Annotated in this window: 3 protein-coding genes; 2 read left to right on the forward strand and 1 reads right to left on the reverse strand. The window is 72.9% G+C overall.

The window, feature by feature from the left end; all coding sequences use genetic code 11:
- Positions 1 to 1,281: adenylosuccinate synthase (locus DLJ47_RS33945; RefSeq protein ID WP_109906285.1), on the reverse strand; the 1,281-nt coding region annotated here is incomplete at its 3' end.
- A gap of 125 nt (positions 1,282 to 1,406) precedes the next feature.
- On the opposite strand from DLJ47_RS33945, the gene DLJ47_RS33950 reads away from it, so the two are divergent.
- On the forward strand, positions 1,407 to 2,435 hold the full coding sequence (locus DLJ47_RS33950; protein WP_109906287.1) for a hypothetical protein: 1,029 nt from the start codon (positions 1,407 to 1,409) through the stop codon (positions 2,433 to 2,435).
- Positions 2,436 to 2,509: 74 nt separating this feature from the next.
- Positions 2,510 to 2,785 (forward strand): hypothetical protein, encoded by a 276-nt coding sequence (locus DLJ47_RS38015; protein WP_146228268.1) that lies wholly within the window; start codon positions 2,510 to 2,512, stop codon positions 2,783 to 2,785.
- The last annotated feature ends 22 nt before the right edge of the window (positions 2,786 to 2,807 follow it).

The following is a 2,807-nucleotide window of genomic DNA, read 5'->3' on the forward strand; positions in this document are numbered from 1 at the left end:
GAGGGGGTGGCGGAGGACGTTTTCTTCGCGGCCGGGGCCTACGCCGACGACGCTCACCCGGGTGTTGCAGAGTTCCTCGATGCGGGCGATGTAGCGGCGGGCGTTCTCCGGGAGCTCGTCCTCGGAGCGGGCCTTGGTGATGTCCTCCCACCAGCCGTCGAGCTCTTCATAGACCGGCACCGCGTGGTGGAAGTCGGTCTGCGTCATCGGCATGTCGTCGACCCGCTTGCCGTTGATCTCGTAGCCGACGCAGATCGGCACCTTGGGCAGGCCGGTGAGCACGTCCAGCTTGGTGATCACCAGATCCGTGACGCCGTTCAGCCGGCAGGCGTAGCGGGCCACCACGGCGTCGAACCAGCCGCAGCGGCGCTCCCGGCCGGTGGTGGTGCCGTACTCGTGGCCGATCTTGCGCAGGTGCTGGCCGTTGTCGTCGAAGAGCTCGGTCGGGAACGGCCCGGAGCCGACCCGGGTGGTGTACGCCTTGCTCACCGCGATCACCCGGTTGATCGCCGTCGGCGGGATGCCAGCGCCCACGCACGCGCCACCGGCCGTCGGGTTCGACGAGGTCACGAAGGGGTACGTGCCGTGGTCCATGTCGAGCATGGTGGCCTGGGCGCCCTCCAGCAGCACCGTCTCGCCGCGGTCCAGCGCGTCCCAGAGCATCCCCCGGGTCTCCGCGATGTACGGGGTGAGCCGCTCGGCGTACCGCAGGTACTCCTCGACCGTGGCGTCGACGTCGATCGCCTTGCGGTTGTAGACCTTGAACAGGATCTGGTTCTTCTCGCGCAGCGCGAGTTCCAGCTTCTTGCGCAGGATCCCCGGGTCGAGCAGGTCCTGCACCCGGATGCCCATCCGGGCGACCTTGTCGCCGTAGGCGGGGCCGATGCCGCGGCCGGTGGTGCCGATCCGGGCCGAGCCGAGGTAGCGCTCGACCACCCGGTCCAGCGCCCGGTGGTGCGGCATGATCAGGTGCGCGTCGCCGGAGATCCGCAGCCGGGAGACGTCCACGCCCCGCTCGGCGAGCCCGTCGATCTCGGTGAGCAGCACCTTCGGGTCGACCACCACGCCGTTACCGATGACGATCTTCGCGTTCGGCGACAGCGCCCCGGAGGGCATCAGGTGCAGCGCGTACTTCTGCCCGTCCGGCGTGATCACCGTGTGCCCGGCGTTGTTGCCGCCGGAGTAGCGCACCACGTAGTCGACCCGCTCGCCGAGCAGGTCGGTAACCTTGCCCTTGCCCTCGTCACCCCACTGAGCGCCGATGAGCACGATCGCTGGCATCTTCTTCGCCTCCAGAAGGCTCGGGTGCCAGGTGGCGACCGGTTGGCGAGCCCGGGGTGTCAGGTTAACAAGTAGTGACGGCGCGACCGGCACGGGTCGCGGCGAGAGGCGGGAGGCCGGTAGCGGTGTACGACGTGGTGCTGCTCACCCTCGGATCGGAGCGGGACGCTCCCGGGGGCTGCGGCAGCGGCGGTGCCTGCTGCGGCGGCGCGACCGGGGACTCTCCAGCTCAGGGCACGACCGCGGCCGACGCCTCGGAGCAGGCCGGCGGCGAACGCTGCGATACGCCCCGGGTGCCGGTGCTGGCCTGCGCGGACGCGCTCACCGCGCGCGGCGCCCGGGTCGAGACGGTGACCGCCCGCTCCGACAAGGAGATCGACGAGGTGCTGGCCCGGCTCGACGGCCCGGCCCGCCCCGACGGCCTCACCTGGCCGGATCCCGACTCCAAGACCCGGCTGGTGGTCGCCACGGCCAGTGACGCTCAGTTGCGCGCCGTCCTGCGCCGGCTGGTCCGGCGGTACGCCCCACCGCCCAGCCGCCGCCCCGACGATCTGGCCAGCAACCGTACGGTGCCGGACCTGCCGCCGGTGGGCGTACTCCCGCTCGATCCGGCCCGGAGCACGGCGCAGCGTGACCTGGCGGCGCAGCTCGGCCTGCCGCGTGACCCGGCGGCGGTGGCGGCCGCGGTGCTGGACGGCACGGCCCGGCGGCTCGACCTGCTGCGCAACGACGGCGGTTCGGTGACCCTGGACGGCGCGCTGCTCGGCGCGGCGGACGACCAGGGCCGGCCGCTGCACTGGCGGGGCCGGGTCGAGGTGGACGACACGGTGCTCAGCAACGGCGACGAACCGCTGCTGGCCTGCGCGATCGGCAACGCTGGCGGGTACGCGCGGCTGGACGACGTGGCGTTGCTCGGCGCGCCGGACCCGACCGACGGCAAGGTCGAGGTGGCGGTGGCCGTGCCGGTCGTCACCCGCTCCGCACTGGGCCGCAAGCGGGTACGGCTGGAGGTGCGCCGGGCCCGTGGCCGGGCCGCCTCGGTGCTCCCCCGGGACGAGAAGCTGCCCTACCTCGACGACGGGGTGGCGGGCGAGCTGAGCCGGAAGCGGTCCTGGTGGACCGAGCCGGGCGCCTGGGCGGTCTGGGCGGCCTGACCCGGGCGCCTCCGCACCGGCCGGTCGGGTACGCCCGGTGGGCCTATCCTCGGCAGGAGGAATGGGGAGGAACCGTGGTGGACGACAACGCCGACCGGGTCCACAAGCCCGGCCAGCAGCCGGTACCGGAGCGGGACATCGAACCACTCTGGCCGCCCGAACAGCTCGACGGCGGCGCCGATGCCCCGCCCTGGGCCGCCCACTCGCCGACCTCGGCCAACGCCGCCCCACCCTCGCCCGCCGACTACCCCTCGCTCACCGGCGGGGTGCCGCCGCCCGGCGGATGGACGAGCGCCGATCAGTCCGGCACCTGGGCCGCCGGCCAGGACCTGTCCCTTATACACATCTGACGCTGCCGACGAATAGCCTTGT

Origin of the sequence: Micromonospora sp. S4605, from assembly GCF_003176715.1 — a bacterium.
Classification (GTDB): domain Bacteria; phylum Actinomycetota; class Actinomycetes; order Mycobacteriales; family Micromonosporaceae; genus Micromonospora; species Micromonospora echinaurantiaca.